General features: G+C 51.4%; 18 protein-coding genes. 14 read left to right on the top strand and 4 right to left on the bottom strand.

Features of this window, described 5'->3' with window-relative positions; all coding sequences use genetic code 11:
- Positions 1-2 precede the first annotated feature (2 nt).
- Positions 3-1880, bottom strand: a complete 1878-nt coding sequence (locus tag K3T83_RS26445) for a baseplate J/gp47 family protein (RefSeq protein WP_220205922.1) — start codon at positions 1878-1880, stop codon at positions 3-5.
- A gap of 228 nt (positions 1881-2108) precedes the next feature.
- On the opposite strand from K3T83_RS26445, the gene K3T83_RS26440 reads away from it, so the two are divergent.
- A complete protein-coding gene (locus K3T83_RS26440) occupies positions 2109-3629 on the top strand; it encodes a molybdopterin-dependent oxidoreductase (protein ID WP_220205921.1) in 1521 nt (506 codons plus the stop codon).
- 148 nt (positions 3630-3777) lie between these two features.
- Positions 3778-3996, top strand: a complete 219-nt coding sequence (locus K3T83_RS26435; protein WP_220205920.1) for a hypothetical protein — start codon at positions 3778-3780, stop codon at positions 3994-3996.
- A gap of 251 nt (positions 3997-4247) precedes the next feature.
- Here K3T83_RS26435 and K3T83_RS26430 read toward each other — a convergent pair whose 3' ends face one another.
- The gene (locus tag K3T83_RS26430) at positions 4248-4616 is read right to left on the bottom strand and encodes a hypothetical protein (RefSeq protein ID WP_220205919.1); all 369 of its coding nucleotides are present in this window, start codon (positions 4614-4616) and stop codon (positions 4248-4250) included.
- Between the two features lie 91 nt (positions 4617-4707).
- Positions 4708-5799, bottom strand: coding sequence for a ParM/StbA family protein (locus K3T83_RS26425; RefSeq protein WP_220205918.1), 1092 nt, complete (start codon positions 5797-5799; stop codon positions 4708-4710).
- A 574-nt stretch (positions 5800-6373) separates the two neighbouring features.
- On the opposite strand from K3T83_RS26425, the gene K3T83_RS26420 reads away from it, so the two are divergent.
- The 3 genes from K3T83_RS26420 (at position 6374) to K3T83_RS26410 (ending at position 8690) form a co-directional block, all read left to right on the top strand.
- A complete protein-coding gene (locus K3T83_RS26420; RefSeq protein ID WP_220205917.1) occupies positions 6374-6712 on the top strand; it encodes a hypothetical protein in 339 nt (112 codons plus the stop codon).
- A gap of 112 nt (positions 6713-6824) precedes the next feature.
- Positions 6825-7013 (top strand): PaaI family thioesterase, encoded by a 189-nt coding sequence (locus K3T83_RS26415; protein ID WP_220205916.1) that lies wholly within the window; start codon positions 6825-6827, stop codon positions 7011-7013.
- A gap of 336 nt (positions 7014-7349) precedes the next feature.
- On the top strand, positions 7350-8690 hold the full coding sequence (locus tag K3T83_RS26410) for a toll/interleukin-1 receptor domain-containing protein (protein ID WP_220205915.1): 1341 nt from the start codon (positions 7350-7352) through the stop codon (positions 8688-8690).
- Between the two features lie 999 nt (positions 8691-9689).
- Here K3T83_RS26410 and K3T83_RS26405 read toward each other — a convergent pair.
- Positions 9690-10511, bottom strand: coding sequence for a hypothetical protein (locus tag K3T83_RS26405; protein WP_220205914.1), 822 nt, complete (start codon positions 10509-10511; stop codon positions 9690-9692).
- 330 nt (positions 10512-10841) lie between these two features.
- On the opposite strand from K3T83_RS26405, the gene K3T83_RS26400 reads away from it, so the two are divergent.
- From K3T83_RS26400 to K3T83_RS26360, 9 genes are all read left to right on the top strand, one after another.
- Positions 10842-11120 (top strand): hypothetical protein, encoded by a 279-nt coding sequence (locus K3T83_RS26400; RefSeq protein ID WP_220205913.1) that lies wholly within the window; start codon positions 10842-10844, stop codon positions 11118-11120.
- Entirely contained in the window at positions 11107-11364 is a 258-nt protein-coding gene (locus tag K3T83_RS26395; protein WP_220205912.1) for a hypothetical protein, read from the top strand. The genes K3T83_RS26400 and K3T83_RS26395 overlap by 14 nt, the downstream gene beginning before the upstream one ends.
- Positions 11361-12110, top strand: coding sequence for a hypothetical protein (locus tag K3T83_RS26390; RefSeq protein ID WP_220205911.1), 750 nt, complete (start codon positions 11361-11363; stop codon positions 12108-12110). Before K3T83_RS26395 ends, K3T83_RS26390 begins: the two co-directional genes overlap by 4 nt.
- 54 nt (positions 12111-12164) lie before the next feature.
- Complete coding sequence (locus tag K3T83_RS26385) at positions 12165-12503, top strand: hypothetical protein (RefSeq protein WP_220205910.1); 339 nt, start codon at positions 12165-12167, stop codon at positions 12501-12503.
- Complete coding sequence (locus K3T83_RS26380) at positions 12496-13809, top strand: baseplate J/gp47 family protein (RefSeq protein ID WP_220205909.1); 1314 nt, start codon at positions 12496-12498, stop codon at positions 13807-13809. The genes K3T83_RS26385 and K3T83_RS26380 overlap by 8 nt, the downstream gene beginning before the upstream one ends.
- A 60-nt stretch (positions 13810-13869) precedes the next feature.
- Positions 13870-14085, top strand: coding sequence for a hypothetical protein (locus K3T83_RS26375; protein ID WP_220205908.1), 216 nt, complete (start codon positions 13870-13872; stop codon positions 14083-14085).
- A gap of 239 nt (positions 14086-14324) precedes the next feature.
- A complete protein-coding gene (locus tag K3T83_RS26370; RefSeq protein ID WP_220205907.1) occupies positions 14325-14957 on the top strand; it encodes a hypothetical protein in 633 nt (210 codons plus the stop codon).
- 630 nt (positions 14958-15587) lie between these two features.
- Complete coding sequence (locus tag K3T83_RS26365) at positions 15588-16103, top strand: recombinase family protein (protein WP_220205906.1); 516 nt, start codon at positions 15588-15590, stop codon at positions 16101-16103.
- Positions 16104-16144: 41 nt separating this feature from the next.
- A complete protein-coding gene (locus K3T83_RS26360) occupies positions 16145-17452 on the top strand; it encodes an NF041680 family putative transposase (RefSeq protein WP_220201520.1) in 1308 nt (435 codons plus the stop codon).
- Positions 17453-17571: the final 119 nt, after the last annotated feature.

Genomic DNA, 17571 nt, shown 5'->3' with positions numbered 1-17571 from the left:
TATCACGGCAGCGATTGCCAGATGATCGCGATGCGCCGGGGATCGGCAGGCAGCATGTTATTATATGCCAGTGAAAGATCGATCTTCGCCTTGCGCACTCCTCGTTGTTGCAGTAGCTTTGCTACCGCTTGATTAGCCTGCTGGCCCGCGATCAGGCGAGCAAAGGTCTGTTTCTGCTCGTTTTGAAACTGATAGCTCCATGCTCCCATAGCCGTGATCTGCAACTGCAATGTGCCGCTAGCGTCCTTCTTTTGGACGCTATTAACCGTTGTTGCAACGTGATCGAGCGGAGCATACCCTGGGCCGACACGCTTCTCAACATCGGCCTTAAACAGACTTTCAGCCAGTTGTTGCGCCGTCTGAATATCATAGACCTCGCTCGTACAGGTGATTTGCAATGTGACGGTAACGTTCGCGGCCTGCTCGCCAGCAGGATGATTGGAAGCAACATCGGGCAGGCATTGAGGATCTCCCCCTACGCGCTCGCCCGGTGCCATCTGTGCTTTTAACGCATTTTGTCCAGCACTCAGCACCGTTGCCGTCAACGCGCTGGTGGCGGCCTCGATATCGCTCTGTTGCACATAGGTATAGTTACGGGCATCGCGCCCACCGTGAAAATCATCGTTGCCTTTGACGCTAATTCCAGAGAAGCAGCAGGGCCGCGGTGCCGTGAGTTGGAACGTATTGCCTTTTGCTCCAGCCAATAACGCACGCGCCTGGATGGTAACTATCCCTTCCTCCGGTGGCAGAGCTGCTGGAATGAGTGCGTCTTCCTCGCTGATCACCTGAACGCCCTTATCATCAGTAAAAACAGTGCCTTCAGGCACTTTCTGCTCTTCGGAGAGGGCGTTATAAAAGGTCAACGTGCCCAATGCATGTTGCGCGGGATAGCTCCCGGTTCCTGTAGCGGCGACGGTCTTTGTGCGCGGAGGTGTCGTCATCGAGAGGAAGCGGGCCTGCACCTGGCGTTGCGCATGATTGGCCAGCGTCGTAACTGCCTCTATCTGATAGGACTGTTGAAACGTCTGGCTGTCAGGCGTAATCGTCACCGTCGCCGAGGTAATACTGGGAAACAACACGGCCACAGGTAAGATGCCACCTATTGTGCCCAGAACGCCTCCAAGTAGTAAGATCACCAGCAAAAGCAGCGCAAGCAACGTCCAGATACGTCCTGCCCGGCGAGAACGCGGATTTATGGGAACAGGTTGTATCGCAGAAGGTTCGTTATCGGATGCATCCTGTTCTGGCAGCGGAGCGACTCCTTGAGGAACAGGTGGAGGTGGATGCCTGAAGAGCGAAGCCCGCAATGGTACAGGAGATACCAGTTGAGGCACAACTGGTATCTCCTCATCCTCCCCTTCTTCATCATCTTTCTTAGCTTCTTCCTGTACTTCATCCCCTTCATTAGCAACTGGAGAGGCAAGCGGAGTGGTCGGGGCATCGTCACTCGGAACAGGCGGGGGCGCGTTCTGATCCGTTGGAAGTGTTTTATCGGCCTCTGTAGCGATTTCTTCGTCGGGAGGAGGAGGATTAAGAAACTGCCGGGCATACTGAGCGTAGTTTTCCAGCGAGAGAAACACCTGATACTGAGACTGGCGCACCTGACGTATGATGCTGGAGTTGGCAGGCAGCACAAAAACAAGCTCTGTCTGAAGATCCTGCAAGGCGCTCGCAAATTCCTTGAAGTCGAGGGGACTATGAAAAGCCTCGCTCTGCTCCGGCAACACAACGACTGTCTGTTTGCGCTTCAGCTTCTCCTGCGTCAGAATCGCGGTCAGAATGCTCTGTCGATCGTCCTCCGGCGCGGCCTCGATGACGCCAATGGCCGCGCCGCGTGGATCGCCTGCGCCAAAAAGCGCTGCTCCATTATCCTGTTTCATCTACGCTTCTCTTGCCTCCTTACATATCGCGACACTAGAAACATTTGCTTTCAACTGGATTATGACGATACAGGCTATGCAATGTCAAGCAATGGCCTATCATCCTACTATAAATAAACGCAGCAGCACAACGAAACTTCTTATCATTTCAAAGCGTGTCATTGCATGTACGATACATCGGTTAACGACAGAAGCTCCACAAACGGATGCACAAGGGAGATGTGCGAGATGATAGATCTACACGTTACGTTTGCCACAGTAGGATTCCCTGTCTGGTTACGCGTAACCCATTACATTAATTTACTCTTTATTGGGTTGTTGATGCGGAGCGGTATTCAAATACTCGCGGCACATCCTCGCCTGTACTTCAACGATGGCTGCAAACCTGGAAGCGAATGGCTCAAATTTACGCATAAAAAAATTCCTGAAGGGAAACTGTGGACCTCAATGGACGAGGAGGTACCAGTCACGCCTCTGATCGCTCAACCAGGGAAGGACAATCTGGGCATGGGTCGCCTCTGGCACTTCTTTGTGGTGATCTTCTGGATACTCAACGGCCTTATTTATGTCGTGCTGCTCTTCGCAACAGGCGAATGGAGCCGCCTGATCCCGACTTCCTGGTCAATTATTCCAAATGCCTGGCACACCTTTCTAACCTACATCACTTTTCACCTGCCACCCAAAAGCGATTTTCAGCCCTATGATCCTCTGCAACAACTGGCCTATGCGGGCATTGTCTTTCTACTTGCCCCGTTTATGCTGCTGACCGGAGCCACCATGTCCCCGGCGGTCGAGGCGCGCTTTCCCTGGTACGTCAAGCTCTTTGGTGGACGACAGGCGGGACGAAGCCTGCACTTCCTGAGTCTGCTGGCTTTTATCGCTTTTATCATTATCCACACGCTCCTCGTGCTGATCGTCTATTTTCAGGACAACATTCGCAATATCGTTTTCGGCAGCGAGCAGGGCAGCGTCACCGAGGCGGTGCTGATCGCGGTTGCCGCACTGATCGTTGTCGCTCTCGTCTATATCTGGGCTTCATGGTACACGCTGTGTCATCGTAGAAAAATGCAGCATGCGTTAGGGTCGGTAGTTGACCGCGTCGTGCATACTCTCCTGCACAAAATAACCTCTGTTCAGCGCTTCACCTCCAAAGACATCTCGCCCTACTTCTGGGTCAATGGCCGCCCACCCGTCTCAAGCGAGTTTCTGGAGTTGGCAAATCATGGCTTTACCGATTGGCGATTGGAGGTCAAGGGGCTGGTCAGTACGCCGCTCTGCCTCTCGCGGGAAGATCTCCGCGAGCTTCCCGAACAGCAGCAGATCACCAGACATAATTGCATTCAGGGCTGGTCCGGGATTGCAGAATGGGGAGGAGTCTGTGTCTCTGAAGTGCTGGATCTGTGCGGCGTCAAACCGGAAGCTCAGTATGTCGTCTTCACCTCGTATCAGGTAGGCAAACAATCCTATCCCGACACGCCGCCAGACATGCAAAATAAGCCATTCTATGAGATACTCGATATGGAGACGGCACGCCATCCCCAAACGATACTGGCCTATGAGATGAACGGCGAACCGCTCCCCATCGAACATGGTGCTCCACTACGCCTCCGCGTTGAAACCGAGCTTGGCTATAAGATGGTCAAATACTTGCGCTCCATCGAACTGATCGAAGACTACAGTAAAATTGGCAAAGGTCACGGCGGCTTCCGCGAGGATGTCCAATACTACGGCTCGGCGGCGCAAATCTGAGGCGAAAGCGTACAGATTACACTTTCATTTATTGGGTAGAACTACCATTGTTATTTACCCGGTTAACCTTTTACACTTTACTATAGGAATACAATCCTTCGTACTCCTGACAGAGGTTCCTGACAAATAACGATAAGGAGTATCAATTATGCAGGAAGAGTATCGAAATCCCGGTTCTGGAATTGAGTATCAACAGCTTCTGTGTACACAGTGCCAGACCCCTCTTCCTTTAGAGCCTGATCTTATACGGCATATAAAGATGAGTGTCAATGGCCCGCTCACCTCGTGGGAGGTGCGACGCTGCCAGTCGTGCGGCACCAGCAACGTCCAGGGGATCGGCCAGAATGGAGAGGATGGAGATGCATAGTCGTTTATCTGCGCTCATGCATAGAATTTTTTCTTGTTTATTCGTACGCGTATGATGTTGTTGTAGCGACAATCCCTTGCAGTCGTCGCCATAGACAATGCCTTGTGGTTACGCGAGCAAGACACATAAATCGAATTTTTACCGCAACAACCACAAGAAATTGTCGCCACGAGGGGATGAGGTTTGCATAAAGGAGTCACTCCGCAATAGTGGAGTGACTCCCGCTTTTTTTGCTCAAACAACCCGGGACATTAGAGAACTGACCAGTAATCGGCGGCTTCCTCAGCATTGTGATCCGCCTCCTGGGAGGCAGATAGCAGCTGCTCATCTTCAGACTGACGATGATTCCCGTTGTTGTTGATTGCCGGCCGAGGATGGGTATCTTCCCTGACCCCATGTGTGCTGATGGTTGGGGCTGCCGAGAAAGGCGCGCTCGTCCCCTGGGGCAACATGCCTCGCGCCACCAACTCATAATATTCGGTGAGGCGCAGAGCAATAAGTTTACCGGGCTGGTCAATCATATGATACTTTAACGCATCCTGCCAGAGCGCTTGCAGGGCGAATGATTCCTTGAGCAGGCCCACGTTAAAATGCAGATACTTTTCAGAATGCTGTGACATATGGCCTCTTTTCCTCTAATACTTTCCTGGCATGCAGATGTGTGCGCTAACTACGAGAATAGCACATCTGCATGCGGATAGGGAATAGACATCACGCTTTGCTGGTACTACTGGCCTGGAATTTGCGGATCAGCAGGCGACCAGCCAGGCTGCAATAGCCTAGCGCGTTCGCATGAATAGGTTCATCGGGACGCGTAAGGTGTGGAATGCGCTGCTTCAACACGCGATAGAAATAGTAGACGCCACCACCGATATTCAGAACCGGCTTGAAGCTGGCTGCCACCGCGTCACGGTCGCTCTGACGCCACGCCATCGCCACAAACGATGCAATCTCGCCACCTACCTGATTGACGGCCTCGCGCGCCAGTCGGCCCAGTTCAAGCGCACTGATGGTTTTGCCGTACACAGAGATATCGGGAAAATTGCGCTCACCATTTGAAGCATAAGCATGCATCACTTCACGCGCTTCGAGCAGAGAAAGCGGACGATCATACTTGGCCTCGAAGGTATCCATGAGCAGCTGTGTAGCAGTCTCCACGCCCAACGGTTTGCCCTTACAATATTCGGTGACAGGAATTTGCCCTCGCGCGACATACAGGTCGGTTGTACGACCACCAACATCGATCACGGCACTCTCAGTCGTTTTACTGGCGTTCTTGTCGCCATACGCAATCAAAGCGCCCGCACCCTCCATGACAACAGTTGCCACTTCGATTGTTGCGGTCCGCCACGTCTTCCCGTTATCCAGTGTGAATACATGCGTGCCATCCAGCGCCGTTTTAATGTTGTTACGTAGCGGCATGTTTTTGATATACGTTTCGGCAGGTAGTCCAGTAACGACATACAGGCCAAACTCGGGGTCAGGGATAAGGGTTCCTGCAATCGTTAGCAGACCGCGTAAGCTGTAGCGACTCGAGTAACGCTGAATATCGCCGCGCCCATGATACACCTCGACCGATTGTTGCAGTGCCAGATCACCAACGGAGTAGGCCAGTTCTTCACCAGAAAATTGAATGATATGCACGTCCGACTGGTCCATACGAATGCCAAGATTTTGCATTGCATTGATATCGGCTTTGGCAAAAGCGGTTGGAATGCTCAAAGAGACATTTCTTGCATTGACAACAGTCACCCCTCCCATCTCCGCGTTTCCGAAATCGTGTCCATAGGGATACCATTTCATAAATGAATAAGTTCCTTTCTCGTGGCCCGAAAATAGTTACTCCAACTCAAAAAAATTCATCTCACAATCCACTGCAAAATTATTTCCCCCGTGCGCTCGCACTAATCTATTACAACGAGTAAGTTCAGCACTCGTATCATGTCCCCGCCTATATAGGCTGTATCAAATACACAAAACAGCTTTTCACTCGTGCTTGTCTACTCTGTTTAGAGAAGATCTGTCACATCTCCCCATATTTCTCCGTGTACCTTCTATACAGTCGGACACATCCTTTCCAATTCATATATGCTTGTTTCGCTTACCGAGTATAATAGAGAGATAGAGACATAATAATATTACGGGAAGAAAAGTCGAGATGAGCTGTACGCCGCGTTGGTATAACCTCGTGAAGAATGCATCCTCATTAGCGGTGCAGAACATAGTGTATACTATTTTGTTGTCCTGTTCATAATCTCGCAGTTGTTCGTTATCTAGAATAGAAGACGAGTAAACAGACATACACTGACCAATCATTAGAGGCTAAAGCGAAAGCACGGGCTTCTTCTGCATCACCACTGAAATGAGGAACTCATAGATGAGTAGTAGCGGTTCGGCAGCGGGTGCGCTTATATTCACTGCACTCTATTGTCTTTTCATCATTGCAATTATTGCGTTCCAGATCTTTCTGTTCTGGCGCATTTTCGCCAAAACAGGTCAAAGTGGCGCGATGAGCCTGATCGGGCTGATTCCAGGGGTCGGGCTGCTGGTTCTGCTATGCATTCTGGCTTTCGCCAAATGGCCCATTGAATATGAATTGGATCAGAGACGCACGATGCCCGGGATGCCGCCTGTGCCCGGCTATGCACCACCACCTGTCCCTCCCACCTACCCGCAAGATCCGTCGTCCCCCTATCCACCATACGCACCGCAATAGGGGAACAACAGATCTGACGCTCAAGGCCAGCTATGGACAGAGCAGCTACTTTTTAGACACAATAGACTTATACAATTGATTTCTCTAAGCAACACTCAAAGAGGAGGCTATTGTGTTAGACAAAAATAGCAGTATGCCACTGTCAGGCGAGGACATCATGCGTCAGTTTCTCCCGACCTCGCCCTATGTCGCGCATCTGGGTATCCGCCTCGTGAGCATTCAGCCGGGCGAGGCGGTCCTCGCGCTCCCATTCATACCTGAGGTCGTCACAACCATCACCCAATTTTGGCTCAAGGGGTGATCTTCAAGAGATTCTCCTTATTCTTCGCTCTATTAAGGAGATTATTTCAGCAGCTTGATTTTACCATAATGAGGGCATCCAATACCGGGGAGTACAAACATTGCTCCCTGGTTTCTTTTGCCCACAGAACTCCCGAACATTTCAGCACACCCGAACGGGAGCTATTCCCCAACGGTTTAACCCGCTGGTGGGGCAAGCAAGATAAGATCATCGTTCTTTCAGTGCTTTTAGGTACGCCTACTTGTCAGCAGAGCTTCATGCAGCTATAATAACGGCAATTCGATCACGACTCGTTCCCAATCTCTTAATTGGAAATATATCGCAGGATACAAATCCATGCCCGTTGCCATCTTTTTCTGCTATGCGCGAAAAGACAAAACGCTGCTTGCCGAACTCAAGGCCCACTTCAGACCCTTCCAACGGCAGGGCCTCATTGAAGTCTGGGATGATGGCGAGATTCGCCCCGGAGCAGAATGGGAACAGCAGATCAAGGACCACATGAACGCCGCGCACATCATCCTGCTGCTGGTCAGCCCAGATTTTATGGACTCCGATTACTGCTATGGCATCGAAATGAAACGCGCACTTGAGCGACATAAGAACGGAGAGGCCACCGTCATTCCCATCATCCTTCGTCCCATCTACTGGCATGGAGAGCCACTTGGCAAACTACAAGCTCTCCCAACCAACGGCAAACCTGTAACAACCTGGCATGACCTCGATGTAGCATTCTATGATGTCACCACAGGAATCCACGACGTGATCGAGCGATGGACGGCTCGCCTTCAGATCGGAAACCTGACAGTACTTCGCACCCTCACCAGCCATAGAAGCACAATTATAAGTGTAGCGATTAATCCAGATGGACAAACCCTAGTCAGTGGGAGCTATGATAACACGATCAAGGTATGGAACCTGTCAACCGGCCAAGAACTGCGCACCCTCACCGACCATACAAGCCCAGTTTACTGTATAGCGATTAGTCCAGATGGACAGACTCTGGTCAGTGGGAGCGCGGGTGATACGATCAAGGTATGGAACCTGTCAACCGGCCAAAAACTGCGCACCCTCGCCGACCATACACATGCTATTGAGAGTGTAGCAATTAGTCCAGATGGGCAGACCCTGGTCAGTGGAAGTTGGGATGACACAATCAAGGTATGGAACCTGTCGACCGGTCAAAAACTGCGCACTCTCACTAGTCATACTGACACTATTGAGAGTGTAGCAATTAGTCCAGATGGGCAGACCCTGGTCAGTGGAAGTTGGGATCACACGATCAAGGTGTGGAACCTGTCGACGGGCCAAGAACTGCGCACCCTCACCGGCCATACACGTGCTATTGAGAGTGTAGCAATTAGTCCAGATGGACAGACTCTGGTCAGTGGGAGCCATGATAACACGATCAAGGTGTGGAACCTGTCGACCGGTCAAAAACTGCGCACTCTCACTAGTCATACTGACACTATTGAGAGTGTAGCAATTAGTCCAGATGGACAAACTCTGGTCAGCGGGAGCGGGGATCACACGATCAAGGTGTGGAACCTGTCGACGGGCCAAGAACTGCGCACCCTCACCGGCCACACAGACACTGTTTACAGTGTAGCGATCAGTCCAGATGGGCAGACCCTGGTCAGTGGGAGCGGGGATCACACGATCAAGGTGTGGGGAGCATAAAGCGCTTTTGTTTCGATCAGTTCCCCAAAGAAGATGCTCACACTGTTCGCCGCGAACACCAGACCTCGAATGGGCGAACACCTAGGAGAGAAAAGCGAACAACCCCAAACACCAGGAACGTCCGGTGTGAGTCGTGCCAGCGTTCGCCCCGAACGTTTTAGCAAACCCTGAACGTCATCACCTTCCCTATCTGCTCCCCTCATATCTACTCTTCCTAGCGTCGTTCGCCACAGGCATTCTACCCCGAAAGTGTAAACAATGAACGAGCAAAAGCGAGCAGAGCGAACAATCCTCCGAACAGAGAGCGAGCACACCTCAACCTCTGTCGCCCAAATCCAACGGAATCGGCACTTCAACAGTTATCCCCTGTACCTCTTTAACCAACCCTGAACATGCGTGCTCCCCCAACGGTTTGACCCGCTTGTGGGGTAAGCAAGATAAAGGGCACCCCAATTTTACATATTTGGTATGTACGCACATAAGCAAGCAACATGACAAGCCACTTGTTTCTACATAAAGCCTATGTATCTGGAAAAATGGATACATAGGCTTTATGTAGAGTTCATAGGAGAGGGAAAATAGATGCCCGAACAATACAACAAAGCGACTTGGCGTCTCCACCTTGACACGACGGGCTAGGCATTGCGTGCCGAGACGAGCGGGGGTTCTGCATTGATGACGTATCCGTACCCTCGCTCGTCTCGTCTCTCCAAGCGTAGCCCATCGTATCAAGGTCGTACGCCACCCTGCGGGACGCCGCAACCCCAACGATCTAGCACTCCGACCTTTGCCTCAACCGCTGCAGACGGGGATGCTTGATGAACGCCGTAGCGTTGCCCCAACTCCACCCCCGCACAGATCATCATGGGAAACCCGGCACCCATGATGATCTGTGCGGAAGGAACCGCAAAGCGGATTTTTAAGGCTAGCGCTTATCTCAACAAAGCAGCGGAAGAGCGAGGCTAGAGCTTGAGGAAATCATTAGCTGTTTATATGGATTTATTCTTGCAAAGCCTCTTTTTCTCTCAAACAATCTTGAAAAGATGTTATCATTTTTGAAGGGTTTATTTGTTGTAAATCTAGTTCAAACGCTTTTTTATCTATATCATACCGTGGTGAGAAGAATAAATGTTTTATAAGAAACCAGCCTTCCTTGCTATCTGCATAAGCGTAAATTTTTGATAGTTTAACCTTCGGATATTGCTCACACCAGTAGTTAAGTATACTTTTAAGCAGACCTCTTAGATGACTTCTATGTTCTGGCCTTAGCACCGCTGATGCTGCATAGATAAAATATTCTTTTCCTTGCTCATAGGTTAATATATGCTCTGGTCTAATATCTCGTTCATGCATCTCGCGTCGCAGAAGCTTAAATATTATTTCCTCTTCCATTGGAATCATCGTTATATATCCCCAAATATCTTTTCTATCTCTTATATTGTAGAGTATACGGCATATAAAGGCATTTTTTGCCCACCATCCATGAGATATAGAGAGATCTAATGATTCCTCGATACCGTACATTTCATAGTCGAGTGCTAATAGATAGGGAAGATCAGCTTCTTTGAACCAATCTGTCTTGCTCTCTACTTCGTTGATGCTTTGCAGTGCCGTGAGACGTTGCTTTGTTTTTTTGCTCTGGTAACTGGTATGCTTTTTAATATCGTCGAGATTATATAGCGCTCCCCTCTGTCGCTGGTCTGGCAAATATTTTTCGATCTTCTTTTCTCTCACATGTCTGAAAAATGTGTTTTCTGATAATCCCGCCTCATTATAGAGCTTGACGCCTTCGTCTGAAGTTACCCATTTTCCTTTCGCCATTCTAATCTCCTAATCACGCTTTGCTGATTATTTTAGCATGTGTCAGGTATAGTAGCAAACGTTAATTAATGGTAGTTGAAAGGCTTGACATGTTAGTTGTTGATACTTATACTGTTAGTTATCGATAGTTGTTGTTAGTAAGATTGCTTTGAATGGAAAGGAGGTTATTAGGTAATCTGTAGTACTGTCTTTGTAGTGCAGCCCTGGAAATGCTACAGCCGACCAAGCATCCAGCATTTCCAGGTAGCCCCAAATGGTGATTTGGTATCACCATTGTATCGCATCCCTTGCACAATGCAAGGGAGTGCAGCAGAGAGAAAGGCAGCGAATATGAGTGTACGAGTCAGTACCTTGTTTCCTGAACACAATAACCATTCCTCGTTGACTCCCTTTCAGCCAACGGACACGCGCACACCTCAAGATGGCGTGCCTCTTCTGTTTGTGCATAGCATGCACCAGCCTTTTTGTTCTGACCCCTTGTGTCTGTGCCAGCGACACCGTACACTGACCCAAGCCCTCTTGACCCTGATTGCACAAGGAAACATGCGGCTTGAGTCGGCGGCTCGTTTGTTGAACGATCCACAGGGGGGAAGTCATGCGCGTTCGTAAGCCAGCCCTGACCGCCGCCCAACGACGCGCCGCAGCCGCAGCCCAAGCCCGCCGTGATTGCCAGCAGGGACGCCATAGCACCACGCCCACCTTTCGCCCTGGTGAACAGGTGTGTTTGACCTGTGGCGTGGTGATCTATTGCCCTGGATGCTTGCAGGCAAACGGGCTACGGTTTCCCCAGGTCGCACATGCCTACACGCTTGAGTGTCCGACCCACCAGCAGAGAGGAGTGGTTCCCCTATGACCCAAGAGCGACGCCGCACCGTGCTACGAGAGCAGAAAGCACAGCATGTCTACAACCGGGTTCCAGCCCGCAGCCATGCCACCGTTGCCCCACGTACCACGCAGGAGCCGGAAGCCTCACGCCACCGCGCCGGGCATTATGCGGGTATTCATCCAGAGGATACCCCGCGCACAACCGGCAGCTATGGAGTACAGCGGCAGTCTGTTCCTATGACCAATCCCCCTCTTGAGGAGGAAGAGGAGGAGCTAGAGCGTGCGTATGAAACACCTCGTCCCCCATCATCGGTGCGACGGTATCAGGGGAACAAGAAGCCAGCACCCAGACGGGCGCGTTTGCCACACATCATGATTGTCGGGGGATCAATTGTTGTAGGGATCACGCTTGCCCTGGTTGTTCCCCCTTTATGGACGAGCGGAATGAATCAGGTGCAGTACGGTTTCCCCCGTCTCTCTCAAGTAGAGGCCACTGTTGGACACGGCACCACCCAGGCACCAAGTACCCGCTTTCTTGCCATGAATAATCACGGCTTGATCGAAGTGGTGGAGATCCCCACCGGGACGCCAGGCAAGGATGATCTACACCTCTATCTCGTGGCACAACTCAGCGGCAAAGAGGCAGATCAAGCCCCCGTCACCATCTCGTTTGAAGACGTGAACGGCGACCACAAGCCTGATATGGTGGTCACGTGTAGTGACAACAAATTTATCCTCTACAACGATGGTCATCGCTTTAAAAACGCCCTGTAGTCTCTTGGAGAGGGAAGCATGAACCTTCCCTCTTCTCCTCAGAAAGAAAGCGATATGAACGCCTATAGCACCCTTCTTGATCCCACAGATACGCATCATGTGGTTCTCATCGTGGAACAGCAGTTCCCAGGAGACGAAGAGGATTGTATGCACTTAGTGCGTATTCCCAATAGTGGCTATCTCGTCCTCTGTAATGCTCCAACGGGCGAGGATTGCGCAGCGTGTGGACGGCCCACCTGTCCGGCTCATTTCTCCGGGCATACCCTCACGACCGAGCAAGGAGAGCAAGCCCTCTGTTATCCTTGCTCACAACTGCCCCCGCATGCTATTAAGATGATTCGTTCTACCCGTCTGACCTTGAACCAGCAGTCAGGAGACACCCCCAATGGATGAAGAAACCCAACGAGCGATCAACGAAGCCTTGAACATCGTTCAGCAAAGCCAGCAAGAGCAGGCACCATCACGCCCTCCCGTCGAGATGCCGACTATGGAACAGCCACAACCCGAAGACCACGCACAAGGACAGGAGCTAGCCACACCGACGCGCGTCGAGCAGCAAGCCGAGAACAAGGATGCCACAGCCCCCAAGCGGCACAGGTTGCTCTGGACGGGAGGTATCTTGCTCCTCGTGAGTCTCAGCATGCTTGTGTTCCTGCTGATCCCGCCGCTGTTGCAACCAGTAGCAACCATTACCCTGATACCAGCAATCAAGACCGTGAGCAGTACAACGACTGTCACCATCCCAGGACGAGCGCTCGCATCCTTCACCCTGACCCAGGCTCACACCGAGCAGACCACCGGCACCGGAGAGCAGGAGACGAGAGCGGCCAGAGGGACCATCACGTTTTACAATGCCCTTCCTGCTGTACAGACAGTGCCAGCAGGAACGTTCCTGACCGGAGGCGACGGTATCCAGGTCGTGACCGAGCAAGACGCCGTGATCCCGGCAGGCAACCTTGCCACCAATGGACGCGCCAGCGTGAGCGCTCACAGCGTCCAGGCAGGGCCACAAGGCAATATTGCAGCAGGCGACATCTACGGCGCGTGTTGTCGAGCGAATGTGTTTGTGAGCAATGGACCCTTTAGCGGAGGGCAGAACGCAAGGCATTACTCAATGGTCACACAGAGTGATCTAGACCACGCGATCAGCGCCTTACAAGCGTCGATGACCCACAGCATCAACGCAACCTTTCAAGCGCAACTACAGCCAGGAGAAGCGGCTGTACCCCCTGTGTGCCAGATGAAGACGGTCACAGACCACAAGGTCGGAGAAGAGGCAACCCAGGTCCATATCACGCTCACAGCAGCCTGTCGAGATGGAGCGTATCAGACCCAGGCAGTAGAAGCACAGGTCACACACGACCTGGAACAGCAAGCCCGAACCCAACTCGGCGACGGGTACGCCATCACAGGCGATCCACACGTGAGCGTCACGCAGAGCAGGAGCCAGGGAACCAAACTGACCTTACAGGTTAAGGGACAAGCTGCTTTTGCCTATCAATTCCAGGGACGCTTACAAACCCTCAAAGAGCAGATTGCAGGCATGAGCAAGCAGCAAGCAACGGCATTCTTGACGCAGCAACCAGGAGTCAGCGCTGTTTCCCTCGACATCAGCAGTCCTCTAGGCACCAATACGGCGACGATCCCGCAGGATATCACCGCTATTCATATTACTGTCTTGTACAGCGCTTCTTCGTAGGCCGCTCATACCGTCGTTGTGTTGACAAGCAAACAGTAAGAGTCGAAAGGACAAGCAACAATGGCAGCCGAGACAACAGCCAATACGAACCCGGAAGACGAAGAAGAGGAGCAAGAGGAAGAACTGATTTACGCTTTGAACGGAGAGGAAGGCGAAGATGGAGAAATGCTTGTGTTGGGCCTGCTCTCCCCTGAAGAGGCATACGCCATTCTGGACGAAGAGGAAGAGGAAGATGCAGATCAGGTGATCCGTCACAATCCCTACAATCCTCACTAGAGCAAGGGAGCGGTGGAAGGCAAGAGGGAGTCGCCTTCCACCACACAAAAGGGCAGCAGCGATGAATGAAGACGTGATCCACACTCTCTTGAGAGTCAAACAGGTGATAGCGACCCTCAAAGCGATAGACCAGCACGACTTGAGCGAACGAGAACGCTACGCCCTACAGGAGAGTCTCGCACAAGCCTATGCACGCGCATCCTATTTCATCAGACAACTCACAGGAAAGGAAGAGCTACATGGACTCGAAAGACATCTATCCCGGCCTCTACCGGGAGCCGGAACCACCACCGAGCCAGGAGACGAAACAGCTTGTAGCAGCCATCACGCGCACGTTAGCACGCATCAAAAACGAACAATTGAACCGGCTCATTGAGGAGATCGACACCTTATACAAAGCGCTGGATAATTTCAACCTCTCGATGTTGCTGACAGAGGAGCAGCGACGAGAACGCACGGCTTTACAAGTTCAGGTCAACGCAGTGAAAGAAGCGATCTACAACGAGTGGGGAAAGCGATTGTTGAACGGGCATCGTCTGAAGTTCAAGCAGATTGTCGCCCAGGCACAACCCCAGGCAGCAGGCTCGCAGGCCACCCGCATTATTCCTTATCCGACGCGTGAGGGTCAGGAGCCAGGCACGCGAGTCTGGATGGTGTGTACTAACCAGAGAGGAGAGCCGACCCTTTTTCTCGACGGCTTGCCGCTCACCCTGGAAGAAAACACCCTACAAGCCCTACGAGAGCATGTCAGCGCCCACATGAGCCAACATGACCGCTATACAGAAGTCTATGCCGTCTTAGACCTGGATACCGCACAGCTTCAAACCCTTGTGGGCAAAGCACAAACAACAGACGGCACACCAGAGCAATAACGAGCAACCGGACCGTTTCACCGAAACACCACTGTATACAGATGAATTTTGAACGGGAGAAAGTGAGCAGGAAAGGAGGAACTAGCTCTATATACTCGGTATGCATCGTGTACGCCAAACTGCTTGAGAAGCGCATACGGTATACATGCCGAGTATGTATAGAATTAGAACGCCTGATTAAAGTATCAAATGTACTTATGCTATAATCGAGAGAAGCAAGAGAGGTAACAGCGAGCATGACCCAGGAAACCTACAGCATACGACAACAAACAAAAGTGGCAGTACAAACGTTGCCCCGAACGGCAGACCACCGCGTATGCGTACGGGTAGTGCAGGATAAAGACATCCCAAATTATCGGGTTGTCATCGGGCCAGATCATCTCCCAATGCTTCACAACCTCCTTGCTTATCGGGTTATCATCGGGTTTTACGTTTTACACAACACGATGTATCGGGTTGCCTGTTTTACCTATCTCTTGTACACTGATGCTAAGGGAATCGAGCTAATCAGCACCCGAACGACGAGCAGGTACCTCACTATAGCAGGAGTGCAGAAGATGTCATCAGAAGAGAAACTCATACTCTATACAGTGTTGCAAGATATAGCCGATGAACTAAGGAGATTAAGAGATGATTCAGAAAAAGAAAAGCCCAAAGAAGATCAGAAGCATCCTTCCAAACCCAAACCACAATCTAAGACAAGAATATACTGAGTTTCCCAAAGATGAAAATGGCATCCTCTATGTACGGCAGTCTACTCTAGCGCAGTTCCAGAATAATATTCATTCATTTGAGATGCAAACCGATAAATTTGTGGAGCATTTCAGAAACAGAGGTTGTACAGGTCACATCGAGGTAGTAACAGATGACGAAGGATTGAGCGGAACAATGGACATCCATGATATGCCCGGTATGTCCTATGTGATGAAAGCAATTGAGGGGAAAGCACTAGTAGATGGAAAGAAAATAAGCTGGATAGGAGCAATAGATGTCAAACGCTTGACCAGGGACAAATGGCTCGTAAAACCTGGAACGCTGATGAGAGCATGTTACGAAAATGATGTATGGATATCTACTCTATTCTTGTTTAAACTAACGGAGCAAAAGAGAGCGACCGATCTTGCGAAAGGTCGCTCAACCGAGTAAAGTTCCAGTATCAACCCAAAGATACAAGGAGCAAAACTCGTATGCACCTTAACACACTCAAAGCCTTTCGTCACGCGGTGTATGGGACGTTGGAACGGGCCAAAGATGCCCTGTTCAATCTGTTGGATGCATTGGTGACAGAGGATCGAGCGCACTCGTTGCCAGAATTGTCGCTGTCTCCGCATTTTGAGCGGGGCTGGGGAAGCGTCTACGAAGCGCTGGAAGATGGGCGCATCAATGAAAAGCACCTGCGAGAGGTCTTGGTAAACTTCCGCCCAGCCTCTTGTTCTCCCTTGCGCTTGGCGGTGGATGCCACCGGGATCGCCCGTCCGAAAGCTGTCACCTCGGCAGATCGCAGCGCCCAAATGGTTCACAATTTGCCGGAAGGCGAAACGGCCAGGACGTATGGCTGGCAATTTTCGACGGTGGTGGCATTGCCGGAGCAGCCTAGTAGTTGGACCTATGTCCTCTCGGTGCAGAGGATCGAGACCGCGATCACTGCTCAGCAGATGGCTTGGACGCAGTTGAGGGAGCTTGCTCCCCAGTTGCCGACTGACACGATCATTTTGATGGATCGGGGCTATGATTCTGCTTGGTTGTGGTGTCAATTGAGTACCTTGCCCGTTCAAGGCACGTTGATTCGACTCAAGAAGAATCGCTGTTTTTACCGTCCAGCTCCAGCGCCAACAGGCAAACGTGGTGCCCCACGCAAACGCGGAGAGAAATTGCAGCCCTGCGATGTGACAACGCACAGCGACCCAGACGGCACGTGGTCTGGCTCTGATACTGTTGGACGCCCGGTGCAACTGCGTTGGTGGCACAAGCTCACGCTCAAGGAGGCTGGCTGGTTGAAGCTGTGCGTGATCCGCGTGGAACGCCCACAGGCCAAGCGAACCAAGTGTGATCCACGAGTCAGTTGGTTTGTCTGGATTGGACAAGCAAGCGCTGATCTGCCTGCCGCCACTCTGAGCTACGTCCATCGCTTCAGCCAAGAACATGGGTATCGTTTTGACAAACAAAGTCTGCTGTGGGACAAGCCCAAGTTGCGGACCCCAGAACAGTTTGAGCGCTGGAGCCATCTGGTGGCAATTGCCCACAATGTGCTGGTGCTTTCTCGTTACTTGGTTACTCCTCAGCTTCGCCCGTGGGAAAACCGACACCGCGAGCTTTCCCCGCAACAGGTGCGTCGAGCGATGAGCAAATTGTTGCCACAATTGGGCACTCCTGCTCGTTCTCCACGACCTCGCGGAAAATCGCCAGGGAGACCTAAAGGGGCCACGATTCGCAAAGCTGAGCGCTTTCACATCATTCATCAGAAGCCGAAAGTGCCTCCACTGGTCCCAAAATAGACAGCTGATTGGCTTTTTCATGCGTTTTCGCTCTTTTCACGGAACGGCTTGCCGTCTTCCGTAAAAAGCTGTTAGTTTAAACAAGAATCTACTCTAAGAATGGACTTCAATTTCCAAGA

It is taken from the genome of Reticulibacter mediterranei (genome assembly GCF_016587455.1).
The sequence above is the reverse complement of the archived record's forward strand: the minus strand, read 5'-3'. Positions and strand labels throughout refer to the sequence as shown.